The organism is Paenibacillus sp. FSL H7-0326, assembly GCF_001955535.1.
GTDB lineage: Bacteria > Bacillota > Bacilli > Paenibacillales > Paenibacillaceae > Paenibacillus > Paenibacillus shunpengii.
Genome location: NZ_MPVN01000001.1, coordinates 598,384 through 620,936, shown reverse-complemented (window position 1 = coordinate 620,936; position 22,553 = coordinate 598,384). Strand labels below are relative to the sequence as shown.

Annotated in this window: 26 protein-coding genes; 24 read left to right on the top strand and 2 right to left on the bottom strand. The window is 44.6% G+C overall.

Annotation, left to right across the window (positions count from 1 at the left end):
* Positions 1–12: 12 nt before the first annotated feature.
* The 16 genes from trhA (at position 13) to BK126_RS02680 (ending at position 12,986) form a co-directional block, all read left to right on the top strand.
* Entirely contained in the window at positions 13–663 is a 651-nt protein-coding gene (trhA, locus tag BK126_RS02755; RefSeq protein WP_076311176.1) for a PAQR family membrane homeostasis protein TrhA, read from the top strand.
* Positions 664–820: 157 nt separating this feature from the next.
* Entirely contained in the window at positions 821–1,177 is a 357-nt protein-coding gene (locus tag BK126_RS02750; protein ID WP_076311175.1) for a putative DNA-binding protein, read from the top strand.
* A 39-nt stretch (positions 1,178–1,216) separates the two neighbouring features.
* Positions 1,217–2,590 carry a signal recognition particle protein gene (gene ffh / locus BK126_RS02745; protein ID WP_076311174.1) on the top strand — a complete coding sequence of 458 codons (1,374 nt, stop codon included), beginning with the start codon at positions 1,217–1,219 and terminating at the stop codon, positions 2,588–2,590.
* Between the two features lie 43 nt (positions 2,591–2,633).
* Positions 2,634–2,906, top strand: coding sequence for a 30S ribosomal protein S16 (gene rpsP / locus BK126_RS02740; protein ID WP_047909749.1), 273 nt, complete (start codon positions 2,634–2,636; stop codon positions 2,904–2,906).
* A 26-nt stretch (positions 2,907–2,932) separates the two neighbouring features.
* Positions 2,933–3,163 carry a KH domain-containing protein gene (locus BK126_RS02735; RefSeq protein ID WP_047909748.1) on the top strand — a complete coding sequence of 77 codons (231 nt, stop codon included), beginning with the start codon at positions 2,933–2,935 and terminating at the stop codon, positions 3,161–3,163.
* A gap of 94 nt (positions 3,164–3,257) precedes the next feature.
* The gene (gene rimM / locus BK126_RS02730; protein WP_076311173.1) at positions 3,258–3,767 is read left to right on the top strand and encodes a ribosome maturation factor RimM; all 510 of its coding nucleotides are present in this window, start codon (positions 3,258–3,260) and stop codon (positions 3,765–3,767) included.
* A complete protein-coding gene (gene trmD / locus BK126_RS02725) occupies positions 3,767–4,567 on the top strand; it encodes a tRNA (guanosine(37)-N1)-methyltransferase TrmD (protein ID WP_076311172.1) in 801 nt (266 codons plus the stop codon). Before rimM ends, trmD begins: the two co-directional genes overlap by 1 nt.
* Positions 4,568–4,822: 255 nt before the next feature.
* The gene (gene rplS / locus BK126_RS02720) at positions 4,823–5,164 is read left to right on the top strand and encodes a 50S ribosomal protein L19 (RefSeq protein WP_047909745.1); all 342 of its coding nucleotides are present in this window, start codon (positions 4,823–4,825) and stop codon (positions 5,162–5,164) included.
* Positions 5,165–5,499: 335 nt separating this feature from the next.
* Positions 5,500–6,120 carry a signal peptidase I gene (gene lepB / locus BK126_RS02715; protein ID WP_047909744.1) on the top strand — a complete coding sequence of 207 codons (621 nt, stop codon included), beginning with the start codon at positions 5,500–5,502 and terminating at the stop codon, positions 6,118–6,120.
* A gap of 116 nt (positions 6,121–6,236) precedes the next feature.
* A complete protein-coding gene (gene ylqF / locus BK126_RS02710) occupies positions 6,237–7,100 on the top strand; it encodes a ribosome biogenesis GTPase YlqF (protein WP_047909743.1) in 864 nt (287 codons plus the stop codon).
* 172 nt (positions 7,101–7,272) lie between these two features.
* The gene (locus BK126_RS02705) at positions 7,273–7,950 is read left to right on the top strand and encodes a ribonuclease HII (protein WP_076311171.1); all 678 of its coding nucleotides are present in this window, start codon (positions 7,273–7,275) and stop codon (positions 7,948–7,950) included.
* 380 nt (positions 7,951–8,330) lie between these two features.
* On the top strand, positions 8,331–10,361 hold the full coding sequence (locus BK126_RS02700; protein ID WP_076311170.1) for a flagellar hook-length control protein FliK: 2,031 nt from the start codon (positions 8,331–8,333) through the stop codon (positions 10,359–10,361).
* On the top strand, positions 10,358–10,666 hold the full coding sequence (locus tag BK126_RS02695; protein WP_076311169.1) for an EscU/YscU/HrcU family type III secretion system export apparatus switch protein: 309 nt from the start codon (positions 10,358–10,360) through the stop codon (positions 10,664–10,666). The genes BK126_RS02700 and BK126_RS02695 overlap by 4 nt, the downstream gene beginning before the upstream one ends.
* Before the next feature lie 6 nt (positions 10,667–10,672).
* Positions 10,673–11,089 (top strand): YraN family protein, encoded by a 417-nt coding sequence (locus BK126_RS02690; protein WP_076311168.1) that lies wholly within the window; start codon positions 10,673–10,675, stop codon positions 11,087–11,089.
* Between the two features lie 319 nt (positions 11,090–11,408).
* Positions 11,409–11,963: a nitroreductase family protein gene (locus BK126_RS02685; protein WP_076311167.1), complete on the top strand. Its 555-nt coding sequence runs from the start codon at positions 11,409–11,411 to the stop codon at positions 11,961–11,963.
* A 141-nt stretch (positions 11,964–12,104) separates the two neighbouring features.
* On the top strand, positions 12,105–12,986 hold the full coding sequence (locus BK126_RS02680; RefSeq protein ID WP_076311166.1) for a hypothetical protein: 882 nt from the start codon (positions 12,105–12,107) through the stop codon (positions 12,984–12,986).
* A gap of 230 nt (positions 12,987–13,216) precedes the next feature.
* Here the strand turns inward: BK126_RS02680 and BK126_RS02675 are convergent, their stop codons facing one another.
* Entirely contained in the window at positions 13,217–14,797 is a 1,581-nt protein-coding gene (locus tag BK126_RS02675; protein WP_076311165.1) for a YifB family Mg chelatase-like AAA ATPase, read from the bottom strand.
* 823 nt (positions 14,798–15,620) lie between these two features.
* Here BK126_RS02675 and BK126_RS02670 point away from each other — a divergent pair.
* Genes BK126_RS02670 through BK126_RS02655 form a run of 4 tightly spaced genes read left to right on the top strand, consistent with a single transcriptional unit; the run spans position 15,621 to position 17,538 of the window.
* Entirely contained in the window at positions 15,621–16,205 is a 585-nt protein-coding gene (locus BK126_RS02670) for a hypothetical protein (protein WP_076311164.1), read from the top strand.
* Positions 16,186–16,446 (top strand): hypothetical protein, encoded by a 261-nt coding sequence (locus BK126_RS02665; RefSeq protein WP_076311163.1) that lies wholly within the window; start codon positions 16,186–16,188, stop codon positions 16,444–16,446. The genes BK126_RS02670 and BK126_RS02665 overlap by 20 nt, the downstream gene beginning before the upstream one ends.
* Before the next feature lie 58 nt (positions 16,447–16,504).
* A complete protein-coding gene (locus BK126_RS02660; protein ID WP_143757656.1) occupies positions 16,505–17,089 on the top strand; it encodes a hypothetical protein in 585 nt (194 codons plus the stop codon).
* Positions 17,090–17,097: 8 nt separating this feature from the next.
* Positions 17,098–17,538: a hypothetical protein gene (locus BK126_RS02655; protein WP_076311161.1), complete on the top strand. Its 441-nt coding sequence runs from the start codon at positions 17,098–17,100 to the stop codon at positions 17,536–17,538.
* Positions 17,539–17,635: 97 nt separating this feature from the next.
* On the opposite strand, the gene BK126_RS02650 is transcribed toward BK126_RS02655, so the two are convergent.
* Positions 17,636–18,331, bottom strand: coding sequence for an IS3 family transposase (locus tag BK126_RS02650; protein WP_090722992.1), 696 nt, complete (start codon positions 18,329–18,331; stop codon positions 17,636–17,638).
* A 116-nt stretch (positions 18,332–18,447) separates the two neighbouring features.
* Between BK126_RS02650 and BK126_RS02645 the strand changes: the two genes are divergently transcribed.
* The 4 genes from BK126_RS02645 to sucD all read left to right on the top strand — a co-directional run bounded on the left by BK126_RS02645 (position 18,448) and on the right by sucD (position 22,501).
* Positions 18,448–18,876 carry a YxiG family protein gene (locus BK126_RS02645; protein WP_076311160.1) on the top strand — a complete coding sequence of 143 codons (429 nt, stop codon included), beginning with the start codon at positions 18,448–18,450 and terminating at the stop codon, positions 18,874–18,876.
* A gap of 746 nt (positions 18,877–19,622) precedes the next feature.
* Positions 19,623–20,081: a MarR family winged helix-turn-helix transcriptional regulator gene (locus BK126_RS02640; protein WP_076311159.1), complete on the top strand. Its 459-nt coding sequence runs from the start codon at positions 19,623–19,625 to the stop codon at positions 20,079–20,081.
* 268 nt (positions 20,082–20,349) lie between these two features.
* Positions 20,350–21,510 (top strand): ADP-forming succinate--CoA ligase subunit beta, encoded by a 1,161-nt coding sequence (gene sucC / locus BK126_RS02635; protein ID WP_076311158.1) that lies wholly within the window; start codon positions 20,350–20,352, stop codon positions 21,508–21,510.
* Positions 21,511–21,571: 61 nt separating this feature from the next.
* The gene (sucD, locus tag BK126_RS02630) at positions 21,572–22,501 is read left to right on the top strand and encodes a succinate--CoA ligase subunit alpha (RefSeq protein ID WP_076311157.1); all 930 of its coding nucleotides are present in this window, start codon (positions 21,572–21,574) and stop codon (positions 22,499–22,501) included.
* The last annotated feature ends 52 nt before the right edge of the window (positions 22,502–22,553 follow it).

Here is a 22,553-nt window from a genome sequence, read left to right as displayed (position 1 = left end):
AGGATGGATTCTATGGCTAACACCTATACCTATACTCGAAGAGAGGAAGTCGCAAATGCCATTACCCATGGAATAGGGGCTCTCCTCAGTGTTGCAGCGCTCGTACTGCTTATTGTTGCCGCAAGTGTGAATGGAACAGCTTGGCATGTTGTCAGCTTTACGGTTTATGGAGTGTCCATGCTGCTCTTGTACATCAGCTCTACTTTCGTACATGCTCTGAAGGATGGCAAAGCGAAGGATCTATTTGAGATTTTTGATCACTCCTCCATCTACTTATTTATAGCAGGAACGTATACTCCATTCTTGCTGGTCGCGATTCGCGGTACACTCGGCTGGACCCTGTTTGGAATCATATGGGGAATTGCCTTGTTCGGTGTAGCTTTCAAGGCGTTCTTCACCAAGCGGTTTCTGTTTATGTCTACCTTGTTCTACATTGCGATGGGCTGGCTGATCGTCATTGCGTGGGCTCCATTAACCGCCGCAATTCCTTCAGGAGGAATAGTTCTTCTTGTTGCCGGAGGACTTTGTTATACGCTGGGTACGATCTTTTATGTCTGGCGCGGCTTTCCGTTTCATCATGCCATTTGGCATTTATTCGTTCTGGCAGGCAGTGTGCTGCATTTCTTTGCCGTCATTATTTATCTGACACCCATCAGATTATAGATGCTTAGAAGTCTAATATGTGGCTGTAGATCTCAAAAATAAAATCGATGAGAAGATGACAAGGATTTATGCTTGACATCTTCTTTTGTTTTTTGTAAGATAGAGAACGTTAATGAGTGTAAAGTGTTTTTCCTTGACGAAGGGAGTGTCCCTCAAGATGAGTCAGGAGAATCGGCTTGAGAAGACGAATCGAATCAACTTACTGTTTGATTTTTATGAAAACCTGTTAACTGAGAAGCAGCAGACTTTTCTGAAGTATTATTTTCATGATGATTTCTCCTTGGGAGAGATTGCCTCCGAATTTGAGATTAGTCGACAAGCGGTTTACGAGCACATTAAGCGTGCAGAGCAGGTACTTGAAATGTATGAGGATAAACTCGGCTTGCTTGAGAAGCATGAACGGCGGCTTATGAATCTAGAGAAGCTTAAAGCCATGATTGAATCAAGCGGGATGACGAGTGAAGACAAACATAGAATGAATGAAATGATGAACCACCTGGAGGTTCTGGAATAGGGATTACCCTTCGCAATATGAACTTTAGGAGGTGTGTTTATGCCATTTGAAGGATTAACAGCTCGACTTACCAATGTATTCAGCAAGCTTCGCGGCAAAGGGAAAGTAAGCGAGGAAGACGTTAACGAAGCGATGCGAGAGGTGCGTCTTGCCTTGCTTGAAGCTGATGTTAACTTCAAGGTCGTCAAGCAGTTTATTTCGAAAGTCAAAGAGAAGGCCGTCGGTAAGGAAGTGATGGAGAGCTTCACGCCTGGCATGGTCATCATTGACATCGTAAATAAAGAGCTGACCGAGCTGATGGGCGGAAGCCAGTCTAAGCTGGCTAAGGCAAACAAACCGCCGACAGTCATTATGATGGTCGGTTTACAGGGTGCCGGTAAGACGACAACCACAGGTAAGCTCGCGAAGCTCTTGCAGAAGCAAAATGCAAAGCCGCTCCTTGTGGCTGGCGATATTTACCGTCCTGCGGCGATCAAGCAGCTGCAGGTGCTTGGAGAGCAGCTCAAGGCACCGGTATTCACTTTAGGTGACAAGACAAGCCCGGTAGAGATTGCGAAGCAAGGCTTACAGCATGCCAAGGACAACGGTCACGATTATGTTATTATTGATACGGCTGGTCGTCTCCATGTAGATGAAGAGCTGATGGAAGAGCTTCGGTTAATTCACAGCAATGTGAATCCGGATGAAGTGCTTCTCGTCGTCGATGCAATGACAGGTCAGGATGCAGTTAACGTAGCAGAGCATTTTAACTCGCAGCTATCGCTTACTGGCGTCGTGCTTACGAAGCTGGATGGAGATACGCGCGGTGGTGCTGCCCTCTCCGTCAAAGCAGTGACCGGGTGCCCGATCAAATTTATCACCCTGGGTGAGAAACTGGATGCACTTGAACCGTTCCATCCGGAACGCATGTCCTCCCGAATTTTGGGCATGGGTGATATGCTGTCCTTGATCGAGAAGGCCCAGTCGAACATTGATACGGCAAAGGCGAAGGAAATGGAACAGAAGATGCGGACCGCATCGTTCACGTTCGAAGATTTTCTTGAGCAAATGGACCAGATCAAGAAGCTTGGACCACTGGATCAGCTCATGGACATGATTCCTGGGATGAGCAATATGAAACAGACCAAGGATCTTAAGGTTGATGATAAGCAGATGAATCGGATCGAAGCCATCGTCTTCTCTATGACAAGAGAAGAGAAGCAGAATCCAGAGATCATCAATCCATCCCGCCGCAAACGGATTGCAGCAGGCAGCGGAACTACCGTTGCGGAAGTTAATCGTCTGATTAAGCAGTTCGATGAAATGCGTAAAGTAATGAAGCAATTCAGCGGTATGATGGGGCCGAAGGGCAACAAGAAAGCAATGAAGCAGCTTAAAGGACTCGGTAAGGGAATGAAATTTCCTTTCCGTTAAGCCGAGCTTACAATATATATTTTATTGAAGGAGGTGAATTTTCGTGGCAGTTCGTATTCGTCTGAAACGTATGGGAGCTCATAAAGCGCCTTTCTATCGTGTGGTTGTATCGGATTCCCGTTCCCCGCGTGATGGCCGTTTTATCGAGGAAATCGGTTACTACAATCCGGTTGAACAACCAGCAGTGGTTAAGATCGATGAAGATAAAGCACTCAAATGGCTTCAAAATGGTGCGCAAGCATCTGATACAGTTCGCAACTTGCTTAGCAAAGCGGGTGTAATGAAGAAGTTCCATGAGCTTAAACAACAGAAATAATTAGGTGCTGATAACGGAGGGTATCTATGGAACAATTAGTCGGCGTTATTGCGAAGGCTTTGGTAGATCATCCGGAAGATGTGTCGGTCCGGACACTGGAGAAGGATCGCCTTGTTGTCTATGAATTGACCGTGCATCCTGAGGATGTGGGGAAAGTGATCGGCAAGCAGGGGAGGATCGCGAAAGCACTCCGTACGGTCGTCACATCTGCAGCAGTTAAGATGGATAAACGGGTTACCGTCGATATCATATCTTAAAGATATACGAAAGGGGGTTAGGATGCATGTCCTAGCCCTTTTTCGTACATGCTTATATAACTTAGCCTTGTCTAATTGAAATACAGGAGGACCTATGTCACAATTTTTTAATGTAGGAAAAATCGTAAATACCCACGGGATTCGTGGTGAGCTGAAAGTACTCCCGCTGACCGATTTCCCTGAAGAGCGCTTTGCTAAAGGGAGCAAGCTGGTTATCGATACGGGGGAGGGACAACTGCCTGTAACGGTAGAGTCGGCAAGGCTTCACAAAAATATGTTTGTCGTGCGTTTGAACGACTTTACCAACATCAATGAAGTAGAAAAATATAAAGGCATGATGCTGAAAGTGTCTGCTGAGTATCAAACTGAACTGAGTGAAGACGAGTTCTACTTCCATCAGATTGTCGGCTGCGAAGTGGTAACTGATGAAGGAGAGACACTTGGCACGATCAAAGAGATCCTGACTCCAGGAGCGAATGACGTTTGGGTGGTCAAAGCAAACAACGGCAAAGAGATTCTGCTTCCTTATATTGACGATGTCATTTTGCATGTTGATGTTGTGAATCAAAAGGTAACCGTGCATCTGATGGAAGGATTAGTGTAATGAAGGTTGATGTATTAACCCTGTTTCCGGAAATGTTTCATGGTGTATTTGGTACCAGCATATTAGGTAAGGCCCAGGCCAAAGGAATTGTTTCCTTAAACGCTCTGAATTTCCGTGAATACGCAGGGAACAAGCATGGACAAGTAGATGACATGCCATACGGCGGCGGCGGCGGAATGGTGCTAAAGCCAGAGCCGATTTTTGCAGCAGTGGAAGATTTGCTGAACGAAGCGGAGCAGGATGCCCAATCGAGTGCTGCTGCAAAATCAGCTGAAGAGACACAGCCAGAGGCTTCTTCTGCCAAGCAGCCGCGCATTATTCTGATGTGCCCTCAAGGAGAGACCTTTACGCAGAAGAAGGCAGAGGAGCTGTCCAAAGAAGAGCATCTCATCTTTATATGTGGTCACTACGAAGGCTATGATGAGCGAATTCGAGAGCATCTCGTCACGGATGAGATCTCGACCGGAGATTATGTGCTGACAGGTGGAGAACTGCCTGCAATGGTCGTGATAGACAGTGTGGTGAGACTGCTTCCAGGAGTGCTGGGTAACGAGACAAGTGCAGTTACAGATTCATTCAGCACCGGTTTGCTAGAGTATCCTCACTATACCAGACCTGCGGAGTTTAGAGGCCATAAGGTACCGGATATCCTGCTGTCAGGTCATCACAAAAACATTGATGCTTGGCGCAGAGAACAGTCCTTACTTCGGACGCTGACCAGACGTCCAGATCTGCTGGAGCAGGTGGAGCTGACGAAAAAGGAGAAAGCATGGCTGGATCAGGTTAAACGGCATGAGTAGATTAAGAAGCCCGGGATTTGCTAGATTGTTACATCGTGGATACAACAATATGCTGAATCAGACACCAAATGGCATGAATCTGCATGCACCGGTGAGTTTATGAGAAAAAAAGTTCTTAATGCTTGCATTACTTCGTAATAACATGTTATAATTTTTCTGTTGTGTGGAATACGGTGGTCCGCTGTGGATGATGATGGATAACAGAAGGTTATCCGGAAGAGACATGAACACCTGTACGGAAGGAGGGAGTCATAGATGAATATCGTCCAAGCGATTACACAAGAACAATTGCGTAAAGATTTGCCGAACTTTCGTCCTGGTGACACTGTAAAAGTGCACGTTAAGGTTATCGAGGGAACTCGCGAACGTATCCAGTTGTTCGAAGGTGTAGTAATCAAACGCCGTGGTGGTGGAATCAGTGAGACTTTTACAGTTCGTAAAATTTCTTACGGTGTAGGTGTGGAAAGAACTTTCCCGCTTCATTCCCCAAAAATCGATAAACTCGAAGTGGCTCGCCGTGGTAAAGTGCGTCGTGCGAAGCTTTATTATCTTCGTGAACTTCGCGGTAAAGCAGCGAGAATTAAAGAAATTCGTTAATATAACGAATAAACGGAAAGGGCTTGGAAACAAGCCCTTTTCGCTTTTTTATGTAAAAGTGATTGTTCGTTTAAGATGGTTTACGTTCTTATATTCAGGAATAACATAGCTCATGTGAATATGAACAATATAGAATATAATCTATTGATGTGATATAGAGGAGCGCTCGCCCTCCGATCGGAGAGATGAAGTTGTATCCTGCTAAGATTTCTCTTACAATATTTTCAGAGGAAACGATCTTGACAACAGATGCTATGTCTCTAACCAGATTTCATACATAGAATATGTCTAGATGCATCGTTTCGATGACATGGATGAGGAAGTGAGGACAAGCGATGGAGCAGGATGTACAGAATGAACGATTGAATACACCGGAGAATGGGAATTCTAAGTCAAAGAAAGTAAAGAACGAGATTTGGGAATGGATCAAAGCCATTGCAATTGCATTAGTGCTTGTGTTTATTATCCGATTCTTCTTGTTCAAGCCTTTTATTGTTGACGGACCATCGATGCAGCCGAATTTTCATACAGGGGAAAGAGTTATTGTGAACCAGATTCTGTATGATATCAGGCAACCTGAACGCGGAGAGGTCGTTGTCTTCCATGTACCTTCTGAGAACCGGGATTTCATTAAGCGGGTCATTGCTGTTGAAGGGGACACGGTTGAAGTCACTGGAGATACCTTGCGAGTAAACGGCGAAGTTGTGGAGGAGCCTTATCTGCAAGAAGCGATTGCAGAGGCACAGGCGAATGGCGGACAGTATAACACTTATAACTTCCCGAATGAGTATTTCCCGGACGGCACTGTGCCGGAAGGTCATATTTTTGCCCTTGGTGATAACCGTGGGAACAGTACAGACAGTCGCATGATTGGATATGTGCCGCTTGAGGATATTGTAGGACGTGCCGACGTTATTTTCTGGCCGCTGAAGGATATCGAATGGATTAATCACTGATTTTGAAATTTAGAGGACAAACTATACCGGTTTGATCTGTAGATACTCATGATAGAAGCACCTCAGGGTATGATACAAATGGATCCAACTGTTTGTGAAAAAGAAGGTGAATTGCGATGACCATACAATGGTTTCCAGGACATATGACGAGAGCCCGTCGACAAATTCAGGAGAAGCTGAAATTGATTGATGTCGTCATTGAACTGGTGGATGCACGGCTTCCATTATCCAGCCGTAACCCGATGATTGATGAAATATTGCAGGACAAGCCAAGAATGATTCTGCTGAACAAGTCGGATTTGGCTGACCCGAAGGTAACGGAAGAATGGATCAAGTATTTTAAAGAAGAAGGGCATACTGCACTCGCTGTCGATGCCAATACAGGTACTGGAGTTAAGGATATCCCCTCAACTGCCAAGATCTTGTTGAAGGAAAAGATCGATCGGCAAATTGCCAAAGGCATGAATCCGAGAGCGATTCGCGCACTGATCGTGGGCATTCCGAATGTCGGTAAATCGACATTGATCAACCGTTTGGCCGGCAGAAATATTGCGGCGACTGGTGATCGTCCAGGCGTAACCAAAGGGCAGCAATGGATCAGAGTAGGCAAGGAAATTGAACTCCTGGATACCCCAGGTATTCTGTGGCCTAAATTTGAAGATCAGAATGTGGGCTACCGTCTGGCAGTTACGGGTGCAATTAAGGAAGAGATCCTTAACGTGGAGGACATTGCCTTCTTCGCGATCAAATATCTTGCTCAGTATTACTGGCCGGCAATGCAGGAGCGTTACGGCTTGTCTGAAGCTCCGAAGGATTCGGAAGATCCGGATCAAATTGTTGCCGTTATGGAAGAGATCGGGCGTAAGCGCGGTGCTGTCATGAGCGGAGGACGAATTGATCTGGAGAAGGCTTCCTCCTTGATGCTTAGAGAGCTAAGAGGCGGCAAGCTTGGTCGATTCAGTCTAGAATCTCCTTTTTAATGTGAAACATGCTGATGCCGTAACCTATTAAATAGGAATACCGCAAGCAATACAATCCCCTGCAGCGTACTGCAGGGGATTGCTGTATTATCCAGCTTCTATATGTTTCTACCCTATTGATACATATGTTATGATATTGGTTATGGGATGTGCCGTTAGGGGGAAATAACAAATGAAAGAATTGGATCTGAACATACAGGAGACGGATACGTTCGAAGAGCCTGAGATAGATATGCTTAGATATGAAAGAGAAGCATGGGACAGCGGAGCTGAATATATTGCAGGTATTGATGAAGTAGGAAGAGGCTGCTTATTCGGTGATGTCGTAGCTGCTGCTGTCATTTTGCCAAAAGGTTTAGTACTCGAAGGGGTCAATGATTCCAAGAAGCTAAGTGACAAGAAGCGGGAATTGTTATTTGACATCATTATGAAGGAAGCTGTCTCAGTCGGTATAGGGATCGTCGATGTGGAGACGATTGACCGGATTAACATCAGGCAGGCATCTCGGCTTGCCATGAAACAGGCGGTTCTTGCACTTACCCCATCTCCGGATCATCTGCTCGTGGATGCAGAAACCGTGGATGTACCTCTGCCGCAATTATCGATTATTAAAGGGGACGCCAACAGCCAATCAATTGGTGCAGCATCTATCATTGCCAAGGTGACAAGAGACCGGATGTGCAAAGGGGAGTGGGATGCTCTGTATCCTGAGTACGGTATTGCTATACATAAAGGGTATGCGACAAAGCTGCACAGAGAGCAGCTGCTCGCACTGGGACCTACACCGCTGCATCGCAGAAGCTTTCTCGGAAAAATATTAGGAGAGCAGGAGCAGCCTACATTGTTCTAACAGACAGGTTCTGGTGCAGCGAGAGAGGAGCAGAGTCTGAGTAATGTTTATATCTAATCGTAGTGGCTTACTCTAGCAGGTAAACTTGATAGGATGCTAGATCGCTAGATCGCTAGATCGCAGAAGATCGTTGATGGATATACCTGCCTTTTTTTATGGTATTCGTTCTATATGAGGGATGAATATGCATTATCTAGATCAAGTTATTTCGGTGCAGTACTGTTTTTAATAGCAGTGCTGCTTTTTTTAATAGCAACGACTTCTTCAGTGTCCCACCCGTTATACCGATAAAATGAATAGATTATAAGGTGAATCAATTTCATTGAATACGTGTTGATATAGATAGCATCTCATTATTTGTAGAAAGGAGTAGATGGTATTTGAATATAGGTCAAGCAATCAGAGGCATGCTAGGAGATTCCAAGCCTCAAGGCGGTGCTAAGACGCTCGAGCTGAAGGAAGGCATGGTGGTGCGTGCTGAGGTCATTCAGGTGTCACCGGATCAGAAGGAAGCCGTACTCCAGATCAAAGGGGTGCAGGTGAGAGCGGCATTAGATACTCCACTTGTAGCCGGGCAGAATGCGCTGCTTCAGGTTGGAGGGCAAAACAAGGACGGAATGATGGTGATGAAGCCTTTTCAAGGTACACTTGGATCTGTATCAACTGCAACGCTTGCAGATCTGCTGACAAATCTTCAGCTGCCGGATACGAAGGAGAACAGAATACTCCTTAGTGCAATGCAGCAGAGCGGAATGCCGCTGACGAAGGACAACGTGAAGCTTATTCAATCGCTTATGAATGTAAAGCCGGCTGCTGCAGGGGATATCGAGTGGATCACTTCGGCAAGTCTTGCCATGCAAAGGGGGCTGCCCGTCACAGGCTCTACCATCTCTGGACTATATTATGCGATGTTTGGGCCAGCATTAGATGAGCTGCTGGGTCAGCTGGATGCAAGACTAACTGAAGCCGCTAAAAGCGATGGATTGAGTGGAAAGGTACCAGGAGGCATTTCAGATACGCCTGCAGAAATGGAGGGCTCACAAGAGCTTAGACAAGCCCGGACACATGCTGGAAGCGAGGGGAGCAGGCTACTCAGTACCGGAATGGCCCAGCAGGCAGATGTTCACAAAGCAGCGGGTACCACCGGATTAACAGGTACAAATGATGGAGCTGATGGACCGGAGCTCATGGAGTCTATGAAGACAGGGACCGTAGATTCCAGGGCTATTCAAGGAAACGGAGCAGATGGAAGGACAACGGCAACAGCCGGTCCTGCAGCCGCTATGTCTAATACGATTCCGACAGCGGGTCCAGGTGCTTCAGGTTCTAATGTAGCTGGGATGCTGGCAGAATGGGGTGTTAGTGATCCGGCAGCTCAGGATCACCGGGTACGTACGGGCAGCCATGCGCAGGCGGCTGCCGCAGGACGGAGTGAGGCAGGCGGGGGACCGAGCCTGCCTGTGGGGGAGGCTGAAGAGCCGAGGACGGCGACTCCAGCCAATCGCAGTCTGGGGGACAGAGGCGAAGCTCCTGTCCAGGCGAGAGGCGCAGCAGCGGGCGGGGGCGAGCTTGTGCTGCGTGCCGCAGCACTGCTTGCCCAGCTACGAGCTGCGCCGCAGGGGCCGGCCGGAGCAGAGCCGGCCGGCAGCGATGTTGCTGCGGCGGCGCAGGGCGAGCCGCAGCAGGACGGTGCTGATGCAGCGCCAGCACCGGCAGTGCACACGCCTGCCACCACGAGGGATGACTCGTGGGTGGCGCGTGTGCTGAAGCTGCTCGGTGCGGAGCACGAGCAGCAGGTGGTGCGCGGGATGCTCGCACCAGCGCAGGCAGAGGTGTCCGCGGCAGAGCAGGCGGACACGCTGAAGAGCGTGCTGATGCAGATGGAAGCAAGTCCAGAGCTTCCTGCCGGTCTCAAAGAGACCGCAGGTCAGCTCGTGCACTTGCTCACAGGGCATCAGCTGCTCATGAACACCGACCGGACCGCTCCTTTTGCCCAGATGAACTGGTTCATCCCTCTGAGCGGAGCGGACGGTCAGACGACGGCAAATGTCCAGATCCAGTCCCGCCGCGGACCGCGCGGCGAAATGGATGCCTCCCATTGCCGGATCTGGTTTGACCTGAATATGAAGCAGCTCGGTCCCACGCTGATCGACATGCAGGTGGCAGGCAGGGTAATCAGTCTGCATATTCGCACAGATAATGAGATGGCTGCACAAATTTTTGAGCTGGGTCGTGAACAAGTGGACAGTGCGCTGCGGAACACCGGCTATCAGTTATCCGTATATAAGTCGGAAGTGGTAGAGAACCGTCCTGAGCAAACAGAGCAGGTACAAGGTTCCTCATCCTCAGCTGTAAGTAAGATGGCTTCGTATGTCCCGGAATCATATAAAGGAGTGGATATGCGAGTATGAAGCAGGAAGAAGAAAGTGTTGTACGCAAGAAGGCAGTTGCGCTCAAATATGTACCTGGCGAAGCAGAAGCCCCCGTTGTAGTCGCCAAAGGGGACGGAAGGCTGGCCGAATCCATTCTGGAGAAGGCACTGGAGCATGGTGTCCCGATACAAGAAGATCCCGCTCTTGTTGAGGTGCTGTCCAAGCTGGATCTGGATCAACAAATTCCTCCTGAATTGTATCAGCTCGTAGCCGAGGTGCTTACCTTTGTATATCAGGCCGAGCAGAAGGCGATTGCATCCGCCGGCCAGAGAAAAGAGGTGTAGGCAACGATGAAGGACGATAATAATTCCAAACCGGCTGCACCGAGGAAGAGGAAAGATTCTCGCAAAGAGAAAGGTGGAGCCGGAGAACAGGCGGCAGTTCAATACCTTAAGCAGCAGGGTTACGACATTATGGATACGAACTGGAGATGTAAGAGCGGTGAGCTCGATATTGTTGCTCAGAAGGGCGGAACCACCATTTTTGCAGAAGTTAGAAGCCGGACTAGCCTGGATCGCTTCGGAACTCATCTGGAATCGGTCAATCTACGAAAAAAAGCTCAGGTACGCCGTACCGCAGCCGTATATATTCAAGAACGCAAATTATACAATAGTCCCATTCGCTTTGATGTCATAGGCGTTCTGCTGAATCCAGCAGACTGGACAGAGGAACCTTTACATATCGATCACATTATGAATGCATTCTAATCCAATCGTTGGAGCTAAGAACTTATTCAGAAATTCCCGAGTTCAGCTCGAACGGTTGGATGATGTTTGTTACAATCATTTGACATGATGACAAGTGCTTCAAGGGATGCCGCACGAATGTTGGGATATGACCGATCATATCCTGTTTTATTAGAGCAAGAGCAGGCTTGGGGTGGAACTCCTAGGATAGATCATTAGGGTAATCATTTGACTTTAGATGAAGAACCGAGGTATGCTAACACCAGTATCTAAATGATAAAGATTATCATTATCTGTGAGAAAAAAACAACTTCATACCTGTTAAGGAGGATTATATAACATGAATGAATCACAAATCGCTTCATCTGTCCATGTGAAGGATGTCATTCGCGAACGACGGACGATCAAGAAATTTAAGCAGGAGGCAGTGCCGGTTGAGAAAATTACCGAACTGCTGGATACAGCGGTGTGGGCACCGAATCATAAGCTTCGCGAGCCGTGGAGATTTCTGTTATTCACGGGCGAAGGCCGTCAGAAGTTAGCTGAGGCGGTATCGAATGAAATGGGCGAGGACAATAAATTTGTCAATGCCGTGCTTACGAATCCGTCAACATTGCTGGTCGTTATGAAGGAGGATCCACGCCAAGCGATATGGGATGAGGATTTTGCCGCAACTAGCGCACTTATACAAAATTTCATGCTCGCAGCATGGGGTGAAGAGATCGGGACCTTCTGGGTAACCAAGCCGTTTCTGTACGGACCTAAATTCAGAGAAACTCTGAATATTGTTCCCGGCGAAAAAATTCTTGGCATGATCTATGTGGGGTACCCCGATGTGGTGCCAAAGCCGCAAGAACGCACGGCTGCAGCAGACAAATTAACGGTTTTTGAGTAAGCTATAGTCAGATAAAGCCATGATAAGATGAAGCTCTTCTGATCGGATCAGAAAGAGCTTTTTTGGTTTTTGTAAATTCGTCTTATGAAATTTATAATGGATGGTACTAGTCCATTCATTTCATGATAGGGTGAATTATCTATGAGCTTGGCTTCGTTATTGAATACAAATTCTACTTTGCAAAAAGCGATTCGAGAAGTGACACCTCTGCCAGATGATTTTTACTCCAACACAGCGGCAGCCCCATTCAAAAATAAAAATATATTGGCTGAAGCCCAGTTCACTAGTTACGTTTCGGGCCTTATTCGAACCTCCTTTCAATATTTGGCCTGCGCCATGATTGCGAGAGAGAATGGAGATTCTCCTGATGCAGCGTTTAATCCCTATATTGTAAAAGGACATGAAGTCATAAATGAATTTTTTGAGGATGTTCCTGAGACGGCCGTGCTGAATGAGCTGTATGCCGATTTTAAATCAAAATGGACGAGCTTCATTCACGGGGAACAGATGGATCCAGCTGAGCTGATTGCAGGAGCATTTATGTGCAGCAAGCTAGATACGATATATCGAGTAGGCGTCAGGTCTACCTATACCAGTACAGAACAATTCGTCAAACAATTTACAAGTCTCCCTACGCCAGATGTGATGGCGGATTTACTTCGTTTAATTGAGATTTTTAAGAAGCATTTCACCACGATCAACGGCCAGACAGTATACTATCCGGCCTTTGATCATAGACGCCGTCTGGTAGGCGGTGCTCAAGCTGATGTCATTGTCGACGGTACCTTATATGAGATGAAGACGAGTAAGAAGGCTGGCTATGCCTGGAAGGAAGCTGCAGAGCTGCTTGGATATTATCTTTTAAATAAGATTGAAGGAGAGCCGTATTCCATCCGGAGGCTGGCCTTCTATAAAGCTCGATTCGGAAGTATGGAATACGTCGATGTCGATTGGCTTGAGAATAAATATGATCTGGATGATGCAGCAAGAATGTTATCTAAGGCGAGAAGAAATGGTTACTGATTGATTATGGTTGAACGTAGGTTGTTCGTATCATGATGTATCTAGCATTCAGTTCGTCAGTTCGAAATCAATATGCCAATTATGTATCCTAGCGACTTCTATCAAATCTTCACTCAATTCTGTACAGATAACAATTGTACATCAAATAATCCTCACTACTGCTTCCAGTATCAAATTGAAGTTTTTCAGTCCCATTTCAAGTGGTGGCAATTCCACTCTCTTAAAGTGTCTTAATCATACTCGGGCATCGCCACAGATTTTAAATCCAGGTTACGATATTGTATTGCTTCTGCAACATGTTCGATCTGGATTGAATCCTGCCCTCCTAAATCAGCAATTGTCCGGGACATCTTCAGAATTCGATCATAGGATCTCATACTGAGTCCGAGGGCATCAATCGTTTGAACCAGCATCTCGGATGCATCAGGCTCCAGATTGGCATAACGTCTCAGCAGCCTTCCAGACAGCTCACTGTTCCAGGAAATAGGGTGATGCCTGTAGCGTGCAGCTTGAATTTTATGAACGGAGAGAACCATCTGAAGCATCGTTTCCGAAGAAGAAGTTAGCGTTGCCTCTAATCCTTCTTTAGGTCTCGGCACTTCAACCTGCAGATCAATTCGATCAATTAAGGGACCAGATATTTTCGCACGATAAGCAGCAACCTTGGCAGGACTACAGGTGCAGCGCTGCAGCCCGGGATCACCGCCAGCGTATCCGCACGGACACGGATTCATCGATGCAGCGAGCATAAAATGAGCAGGGAAGGTAAAGGCGGCTCGTGCACGGCTCACGGTAACCTGCCGATCCTCCAAAGGTTGTCTCAGCACCTCAAGAACCTGCCTGCTGAATTCTGGCAGCTCGTCAAGAAACAAGATTCCCCTATGGGCAAGGCTCACTTCCCCGGGCTTCGGAACAGTTCCACCCCCAATCAGTCCGCCAGCAGAGATCGTATGATGAGGAGAACGGAAGGGCCGTCTTGTGGCAAGTCCGCTGACACCTTCTTTCAGTTTGCCCGATGCACTTAGAATTTTGGTGACTTCCAGTGCCTCCAATTCAGACAGCGGTGGGAGAATGGTCGGAAGTCGTTTGATCAGCATCGTTTTCCCCGTACCTGGCGGTCCTACGAGCAGAATGTTATGCATACCGGCTGCGGCAATGGTTAGCGCCCGCTTGACATGCTGCTGACCGAGCACATCCAGATAATCCTCAGGAAGAAGTGGACGGTCTTGATGAGCAGCCAAGGCAGGCGGACGATGACTATTCAGAAGGTTGTAGTTCTCTATCACGACTCTTCCATCTGGTGAAGTAGGCTTGTCCGGAATGATCTCTTTCAAATGAGAGAGGCCGAATACTTCAATCCCACCAATAATCGCCCCTTCCGCAGCGTTTTCATGAGGTAGAATGACGGAATCAAACCCCTGCCTGCGCGCCAAATCTACCATACTAAGTACACCAGGTACAGGCCGAAGACTCCCATCGAGCGCAAGCTCGCCGAGGAAGAGCGTTTTTTTGTCAGGAGGAAGGAGCAGCTGCTCACTCGTCGACAGAATGGCGAGGGCAATGGCCAAGTCGAAAGAGGACCCCTCCTTCTTCAGATCAGCTGGCGCCAGATTGATCGTAATCCGCTGCATCGGATACTGAAAGCCACAGTTCTTAATCGCTGCGCGAACACGCTCCACCGCTTCTCGGATGGCCGAATCTGGAAGACCGATGATCGATGTCTGGGGCAGACCGTTTGAGAGGTCGGTTTCCACCTCAATTAATACCCCATCTATGCCGTATAAGCACGCACCGTATAATTTTCCGTACACCAAAAAGCACCCCTTTTACGTATTCGTCTCAGAGCAAATCATGGACGTAATGAACGTGAAAAAAGGTGCTTCCTTATTTTCATTATTTGATATTTCTTGCTTCAAAATTCGACTGTTGATTTAAGAGAATTGTATATAAGGGTGCTTAAAAATGTCAAGAATTATATCGAAGATATACAGTTATGGGGTATGCTGGCCTTATGTGTTTAGGTGTTTCTTTACAAAATAAATGAAAGTATTAAAATTAGCTGAGTAAACTTAGAAGAATAAGCAGAAGAACCCAGAGAAACAAGCACACCGCCGGTTGGATCGTAAAAAGAGGGAGAAAATTAATTGTGGAATGAAAGATCGTTGCAATGTTACTTGATTCACGATTAATAAATTTACTGCTTGTTGAGGATTGACTACGTATTGAAGCAAATGCCAAGAGTGCCCGCTTGATGATTGTTTATATTGTTACAATCGTATCGATTGTGCTTACCATTTGGATAGGATGGGGACCGGAGTTACTTATACAAGGTGTATTAGCCATCATAGACTAGCAATTATCGAAGAAGCTGAGTGATGAAGAAGTCCTGTTCTCTTGGACAAGGCATAATTCTATTTAAACAACACCCTTTAATTTGATATAAATGAAGTAAGTTCCTTTATTGTAAATATTTAAAGGTTAAGCATGCTTAATAACTCTGCTATACTTATCACTGCACATTAGCAAAAATTCCAAGACTTTCTTCCCTTGGATAATTATTAGCTAGTATGTCACTATTATCATTTGTCCGGGCAGTGATCATAGATCTATACGTAACATGAGGTGAATTGTTGAATGAATAAGAAAAAAATAATAATAGTTGGGTTAGTGTTCTCTCTCTTCGCTGTAGTTCTGTTTACTATGGGATTTACAGATGATAAGAATAACAATACCTACAAGTTCAATATAAAGTCAAATGATGAACTATTAGAAGAGTTTAAGGATAGCTCATTAACTGTTGAAAACAACAAGAAATTTGGTAAAGAAAAACAATCACAGCTTGTCTTAGATATTGAACTTCAAAAAAATGAAGAAATGTCCTCTGAGATGACACTTTATAATGGAAGTATATCGGGCAAGTTAAAACTGAAAGAAGAAAAACAATTTTTCAACTTTACAGGTCAAGATGTATTTCGCGAAGTGAAATATGATGATCGGACAGTTTACATTGGGAGTGTCTCAGTTCAATTAACAAATAAAGTTAACCAAGAAGAAGCAATCTTGGGTATCAGATTTGAACCTGAAACTAAAAAAATTGATGTTGCATTAACATCAGGGTCTATAGGTGAAACTGCCTTTATCCCATTTGGAGAGGCATTTCTAACTAAAAATGACTGGGATCAAATCAATGAGATTATTTATGGAGAAAGCCAACAATGAAAAAACAAAAACAATATATTACGTTGCTTATCGTTATATTTTAGCTATTTTCATTTTTTCAATAGAACCTTCTAGTGCTGCAGCCGTTGCATATGAAAAGTACTATTATAAAGGTTATGATTATGCAACCGGAATCGGTGAAATAAATTATAATCCAAACGGTACTATACAAGAGAACAATGCTGCTACAATTGCTGTTTCTAGTTCTGTTCTCTATGATGGATTAACAGGTAAAAGCTAGGATAAAAACATACACCCGTAATGGCATAGTTCAACAGTGGTATAGCCGTAATTATAAAATGCCAGGTGACATAAGAGCTACACAGGTAACAAACTCTAAAATTGTAACTACATTTAAAGCGCAAAGTCCTGTCGATAATTTTATTTCACCTTCGAATATATTACCAAAGGAATCCTCTAAATTATCTATTCCTGGTTTGGAATGGTTAGCTGACGGACTACCGATATCATACTTAGGTGGTCTCATGGATACAGCTTTCTTTTTAATCAATGAGTCATCAGGTGGAGTTAAGCATGACATAGATAAATATAACCAATCTGCATCAATATACCTTACAAGCGTCTCAAAAGATAAAACAGAGATACCGCCTAGTGTTGGGGTTGCAAATGCTGATAAATATACCGCAGGTGTGTACGATTCTGCAACAGGAACATATAAAGCAAATTACAAACCAAAATCGATCGGTGCAGTTTCAAACTTTGTGTTTCACTACGATGTTCCTGATGGTAAAACAAGAAATTTACAAGCAAGCGCTAAAGCATACTACACTGTATTTACAACAAATGATATTTCTTATTACTATCCTGTTGATGTATATACTCGACAAGCTACGCACTACTTCACGATTACAGGAAGAGAGTAAGGTGAACTATGAAAAAGAATATACTAATTTTGTTGGTGATTGGTCTAGCAATAATTATTGGAGTTTATTCATTAATTACAGCAAGTAAATACCACGCCCTCACTAGCAAAATTAAAGATCTTCAACAATTACAGATTATCAGCATAGGCGAGCGGGCCAACAGTATTAATTATCGGTTTTCAGCTTTAATTTCGGATAATAAAATTACGGATCAGGAAATGATTGATGCGGCTTTCCTCATTGAAGAATTCAGAAATGTAATTAAACCTTATGGTGCTCTCATCCCTCTTGATGAAAATGAGGGTGCATTCACTGAAATATATACAGTTTATGGGAAAGCTTGGAGGGTCATAAACATCAAACCATCTGATATCACAGTAAATGATGTTAAGAAAATTAAAAATTCAATTGACGAATTTAGAAATGATCTTAAAACCTTAGGGCATTAATTTTGAAACAAAATAAGCCCATCAGTGAGTAATAATAAAATATATGAGAGGGGCTGTTTGGAGTTGTCAACAAAAGTGTAGTTTGAAAACACCCCTCTTACAGAAAACCCGTAACTACGCTGCTTGTGAGAGCATTCTTTCGCGATAGATAGCTGGGGGCTATTCGCCTAGATTTGTGGTGTAGATCCGCCGCCTGTTGGTAGACCGTGATGTATCTGAAGATGATCGATTTAATATAAGTCATTGAATAGCGTTCCGTGTTCATCTTGTATAACTTTTCTTTCTTGAGCGTAGCAAAAAAACTTTCCATTCTTGCATTGTCATAGCAACGTCCCGTGCCACTGTTGCTTTGAATGGCACTACGTTTGACCAGACACTCTCGGAAAGCATGGCTTATGAACTGGCTGCCTCTATCGCTGTGATAAATTATTCCGCGAGCATTCCTTGCGTTATCCGATAGCCACTTTTGGTTCGGTGTTGAGGATTTAAAGTCTCTCTGGATCAGGTTCTCGCTCTTTTGGGCTGCAGCATCCTCGCGTGTTATGCCGTTTGGATAACGCTTGGCCTTCTTCAGAATTCCATACTTCTTCATGATGCGATAGACGGTACTATAGCTGGACTTAATATCTGCTTGAGACAAGCCTAGCAAAATGCGCTGAACACCGTAATTGCTATTGTCCTCATGTTGGTCAAAGATCTTTTTGATTCCGACCAGAAGGCGTTGCTGTCGCTCCTTTTTGGGAATGCTTTGTCGTATCTGTTCATTGTCTCTCGTCCCCTCGTTATCTCTCATTTTATTTCATATGAGGGTGTTTTTTGACTGCATATCGTAGCACTCCATAGATATGACTGATAATTATTATAGCCAAATAAGTAAAATACTAAATAAATACTTAGGGAAGTGATAAAATGCGAGAAATAATATCTAAATTAAATGTGGTATGGGGTGGAGTTATTAAAGAGATTGATTTTGATCTTCTTAGCAACTCGATTCAAATTAATTTAGATGTGGTTGAAAACGGTGAAGTTAATAACCATTCACTGAAATTTGAAAAAGTATCTGCACATTACTTTGTTAGAAATAATGGATCTGAAAGGTTAAATTATTTTAATGAAGACAATGACCATGATAATTCATCATATTTAGAATTAACATCAATTGACTATTATGAAAATGGAATCGGTAAATTATCAGTCAACTCTTCTTCAGAAAGTTGGGTTACAGAATACTATTCATCTGCTAACTTTGCAATAGAAATATGGAGTTCCATGCTATTTATTGAATCGAATACCTTAATAATTGACGGTGTTCAATTTAATTTGCCAAATATGAAATAATACATTTTAAGAGGGTGTCCTAAAAGTAACCGTTGGAACACCCTCACCAAACAAATAGGATGGTATTCGTAAAAAGCCAAGGAGCTAAGTAGTTTGTTTTCGCTTAGCTCCTTGGTTTTTGGCGTCTATGGCTGTTTTCTTAAGCAGATTGTGAGCAGGAGAAAGCCATCCGACCTCAAGACTTACTTTTGCTAAGCCTCGAAGCAGGAATCTTTTAAAGCCCCGGTTATTCTTTATATTCGTTCCAGTGTCTGTTTCTTCTTCTTGAATATCAATAGGAAAGCACCTATTCTACACTGCTCTCGTTACATGTTCTTGAGAGTATCGGCGCGAAGAGGTGCTTCCTCATTTTTCATGTCATTCTGGTTGTCCAAGAAACTTCATCTATATAATCTATATAAAAATTCTCAGCAGCATACAACAATTTATAGGGTAATGGAAACATCACTACAAAATACCAAACTTGATATTACTAACGAATAACCTGTAGGCTGCAAGAGAATTGTATATACGGATGAATAACGAGTCATAAGAACACAGTGAAGATAATATATGAATGCCGTAAATATATATTGTGTACAATTAAATTTATCATGATAAAATAAATTTGTAAATAATTTTTATAAATTAAATGTAGATTTTTATGATTGCTGTGCTAAAATAAGAAGAAAATGTGAATTATCCTGCTAAAGGAGCATTGAAGACAACTTGTTTAGAACATAATCTGATTGGCGGGTGGAGGTACTATGTCGATTCATGAAGAATTGAAGCTGGAGAACCAGCTTTGCTTTGCTATATATGCATGCTCTAGAGAGATTACTAAGCTGTATCAGCCCTTTCTCGACAAGCTTGGCGTGACTTACTCACAGTATCTGGTGCTCATGGTGCTATGGGAGCATAAGGAATGCACGGTTAAGGATATCGGAGAGAAGCTGTACCTGGACTCAGGCACGCTGACTCCGCTGCTGAAGCGAATGCAGTCTGCGGGTCTTATCAATAGGGAACGTTCGGCTAACGACGAGCGAAAGGTTATGATTACGTTGACAGAGGAAGGTGCGAAGCTTCATGATGAAGCGCTGCATATTCCACTTGCGATGCGTTCAGGAACGAGCGAGGATGATGAGCAGTTTACCGTAATGCTGAATCAATTTAAAGGTCTGTTAGCCAAAGTGCATGATGCAAACGTGGAGAGCAAACAGCAGTAGCTGTGCATGGATAAACAGGCAAACTGAATATAGTCGTTTATAATAATAGCCTTCTGGTTAAAAGGATCTTTTAATCATGAAGGTTTTTTTATTTACATTTATTGCCAAGTATTCGATATTTGGAATGATACCGATATCAAAATACACTCGTTCGGAGATGAATTTTTAAGGTAAGCGTTTTAAAAACATGTTACAATGATGTGGGTTTATAAGGAAACATGTCATTTAACCCGCCTTGTTGCAGTCATGTTGATAGGAGGATTCGAGAATGAATATCCATGAATATCAAGGAAAAGAAGTGCTGAAACAGTACGGAGTTACCGTTCCGAACGGGAAAGTAGCTTACACGGTAGAGGAAGCGGTAGAGGCCGCAGAGTCGCTGGGAAGCCAGGTGACTGTAGTAAAAGCGCAAATTCACGCAGGTGGACGCGGTAAAGCAGGCGGCGTAAAAGTAGCCAAAAATTCAGATGAAGTACGCGCATATGCTTCCGAAATTCTCGGTAAAGTGCTGGTCACTCATCAAACGGGTCCTGAAGGTAAAGAAGTAAAACGTCTTCTTATCGAAGAAGGATGCGATATTCGCAAGGAATATTACGTAGGTGTTGTCGTAGACCGCGGAACCGGACGAGTTGTCATGATGGCTTCTGAAGAAGGCGGTACCGAAATCGAAGAGGTAGCGGCAGCAACACCAGAGAAGATTTTCAAAGAGGTTATTGATCCTGCGGTTGGCTTCCAGGTATTCCAGGCGCGGAGACTAGCTTATGCAATTAACATTCCAGGTGAATTGGTCAATAAAGCGGTGAAGTTCATGCTCGCGCTGTATGAAGCATTCGTTGACAAAGACTGCTCTATTGCCGAGATCAATCCGCTCGTTGTTACAGGCGATGGCAACGTAATGGCGCTTGATGCGAAGCTCAATTTTGATTCCAATGCATTATATCGTCACAAGGACATTCAAGCTTTGCGTGACCTAGACGAAGAAGATGAGAAAGAGATCGAAGCATCGAAGTTTGACCTGAGCTACATAGCGCTTGATGGTAACATCGGCTGTATGGTTAACGGTGCAGGTCTTGCGATGGCAACGATGGATATCATCAAGTATTACGGCGGCGACCCGGCCAACTTCCTTGACGTTGGGGGCGGTGCTACAACCGAGAAAGTAACTGAAGCATTCAAGATCATTCTGTCTGATGCTAAGGTAGAAGGTATCTTCGTCAACATCTTTGGCGGCATCATGCGTTGTGATGTCATTGCGGATGGGGTTGTTGAAGCAGCGAGACAGCTTGGTTTAACCAAACCTCTTGTCGTAAGACTTGAAGGAACAAACGTTGAGCTCGGCAAGAAAATATTATCCGAATCCGGTCTTAACATCGTAGCAGCGGATTCGATGGCAGACGGTGCACAAAAAATCGTTGCCCTCGTTAAATAATTCATTCCTTTTCGGGGCTGCCCGAATATTTGAAAAATAACCGTAGGGGATGTGAACGATCGTGAGTATTTTGGTAAATAAAGATACAAAAGTGATTACACAAGGAATCACAGGAGCCACAGCCAAATTCCATGCTAAGGGTGCGCTGGATTACGGCACTCAGATGGTAGGCGGCGTAACTCCTGGCAAGGGTGGTACGAACGTTGACATTACACTTGAGAATGGCAATGTCGTCAGCCTGCCTGTTTATAATACCGTGGTAGAAGCTAAGGAAGCGACCGGAGCTACAGCAAGTGTTATTTATGTTCCCCCGGCTTTTGCAGCAGATTCCATTATGGAAGCTGTTGATGCTGAATTAGATCTTGTGATTTGTATTACAGAGGGTATTCCGGTACTTGACATGGTTAAGGTCTCCCGTTACATGGAGGGCAAGAACACGGTCCTGATCGGGCCTAACTGTCCAGGTGTCATTACACCGGGAGAGTGTAAGATTGGTATCATGCCTGGATACATTCATATGCCGGGTCATGTTGGCGTTGTATCCCGCAGTGGTACATTAACTTATGAGGCGGTTCATCAGCTGACTACACGTGGTATCGGTCAATCCTCCGCGGTTGGTATCGGTGGAGATCCTGTCAAAGGTTCTGAATTTATTGATATTCTCTCCCGTTTCAATGAGGACCCGGATACACATGCCGTTATCATGATTGGTGAGATTGGCGGTACGGCTGAGGAAGAAGCGGCAGAGTGGATTCGTGATAATATGACAAAACCTGTAGTGGGCTTCATCGGCGGTGTGACGGCACCTCCAGGGAAACGGATGGGACATGCAGGAGCGATTATCTCGGGTGGTAAAGGGACAGCGAAGGAAAAAATCGAAACACTTGAAGCCTGCGGAATCCGCGTCGCCCCTACACCTTCGGAGATGGGCTCTACGCTGGTTAGCGTATTGGAAGAGCGAGGTATTCTTAATCTCTGCATGACTCACTAATTGTTAAAATAATTTTCCTTCTATTATAATAGCTGTAATAGTGGAAGAGGGT

Excerpts from the sequence above, each read along its gene's own strand:
- BK126_RS02650 (WP_090722992.1), bottom strand. The coding sequence starts at position 18,331 with ATGAGAGATAACGAGGGGACGAGAGACAATGAACAGATACGACAAAGC.
- trmD (WP_076311172.1), top strand. The coding sequence starts at position 3,767 with ATGAAGGTTGATGTATTAACCCTGTTTCCGGAAATGTTTCATGGTGTA.
- ylqF (WP_047909743.1), top strand. The coding sequence starts at position 6,237 with ATGACCATACAATGGTTTCCAGGACATATGACGAGAGCCCGTCGACAA.
- BK126_RS02660 (WP_143757656.1), top strand. The coding sequence starts at position 16,505 with ATGCCAGGTGACATAAGAGCTACACAGGTAACAAACTCTAAAATTGTA.
- rimM (WP_076311173.1), top strand. The coding sequence starts at position 3,258 with ATGTCACAATTTTTTAATGTAGGAAAAATCGTAAATACCCACGGGATT.
- BK126_RS02685 (WP_076311167.1), top strand. The coding sequence starts at position 11,409 with ATGAATGAATCACAAATCGCTTCATCTGTCCATGTGAAGGATGTCATT.
- BK126_RS02655 (WP_076311161.1), top strand. The coding sequence starts at position 17,098 with ATGAAAAAGAATATACTAATTTTGTTGGTGATTGGTCTAGCAATAATT.
- sucC (WP_076311158.1), top strand. The coding sequence starts at position 20,350 with ATGAATATCCATGAATATCAAGGAAAAGAAGTGCTGAAACAGTACGGA.
- BK126_RS02735 (WP_047909748.1), top strand. The coding sequence starts at position 2,933 with ATGGAACAATTAGTCGGCGTTATTGCGAAGGCTTTGGTAGATCATCCG.
- BK126_RS02670 (WP_076311164.1), top strand. The coding sequence starts at position 15,621 with ATGAATAAGAAAAAAATAATAATAGTTGGGTTAGTGTTCTCTCTCTTC.
- lepB (WP_047909744.1), top strand. The coding sequence starts at position 5,500 with ATGGAGCAGGATGTACAGAATGAACGATTGAATACACCGGAGAATGGG.
- rplS (WP_047909745.1), top strand. The coding sequence starts at position 4,823 with ATGAATATCGTCCAAGCGATTACACAAGAACAATTGCGTAAAGATTTG.
- BK126_RS02690 (WP_076311168.1), top strand. The coding sequence starts at position 10,673 with ATGAAGGACGATAATAATTCCAAACCGGCTGCACCGAGGAAGAGGAAA.
- BK126_RS02750 (WP_076311175.1), top strand. The coding sequence starts at position 821 with ATGAGTCAGGAGAATCGGCTTGAGAAGACGAATCGAATCAACTTACTG.
- ffh (WP_076311174.1), top strand. The coding sequence starts at position 1,217 with ATGCCATTTGAAGGATTAACAGCTCGACTTACCAATGTATTCAGCAAG.
- BK126_RS02705 (WP_076311171.1), top strand. The coding sequence starts at position 7,273 with ATGAAAGAATTGGATCTGAACATACAGGAGACGGATACGTTCGAAGAG.
- BK126_RS02640 (WP_076311159.1), top strand. The coding sequence starts at position 19,623 with ATGTCGATTCATGAAGAATTGAAGCTGGAGAACCAGCTTTGCTTTGCT.
- BK126_RS02645 (WP_076311160.1), top strand. The coding sequence starts at position 18,448 with ATGCGAGAAATAATATCTAAATTAAATGTGGTATGGGGTGGAGTTATT.
- trhA (WP_076311176.1), top strand. The coding sequence starts at position 13 with ATGGCTAACACCTATACCTATACTCGAAGAGAGGAAGTCGCAAATGCC.
- BK126_RS02695 (WP_076311169.1), top strand. The coding sequence starts at position 10,358 with ATGAAGCAGGAAGAAGAAAGTGTTGTACGCAAGAAGGCAGTTGCGCTC.
- BK126_RS02665 (WP_076311163.1), top strand. The coding sequence starts at position 16,186 with ATGGAGAAAGCCAACAATGAAAAAACAAAAACAATATATTACGTTGCT.
- BK126_RS02680 (WP_076311166.1), top strand. The coding sequence starts at position 12,105 with ATGAGCTTGGCTTCGTTATTGAATACAAATTCTACTTTGCAAAAAGCG.